The organism is Flavobacterium sp. GQ95 (assembly GCF_059758655.1).
This window is the reverse complement of sequence record NZ_JCAXEB010000094.1, coordinates 1-219: the sequence shown is the minus strand read 5'-3', so window position 1 is coordinate 219 and position 219 is coordinate 1. Positions and strand designations below refer to the sequence as shown.

At 33.3% G+C, this 219-nt stretch carries 1 protein-coding gene; it reads left to right on the top strand.

The features are described 5' to 3' along the window. Window positions 1-185 (top strand): T9SS type A sorting domain-containing protein (locus AC6CH4_RS26075; protein WP_498108265.1); only part of this gene is annotated, 185 nt, incomplete at its 5' end. Between the last annotated feature and the right edge of the window lie 34 nt (window positions 186-219).

Genomic DNA, 219 nt, shown 5'->3' with positions numbered 1-219 from the left:
TTCCAACATCGGCAAAAGAAGTTTCAATAGCCCTGTACAATATAATAGGACGTTTGATTTCAAACAGGGTTTATACGGCCGAGAATTCAAAGGTTAAATTAACACTGGAAGACCAGCCTTCGGGGACTTATTTTGCTAAAATAGGGCTGGATAAAGCTGTTGTTGTAAAAATTATAAAAAAATAGTTATGAAGAATCTTAAATATTTGATCCTTATTGT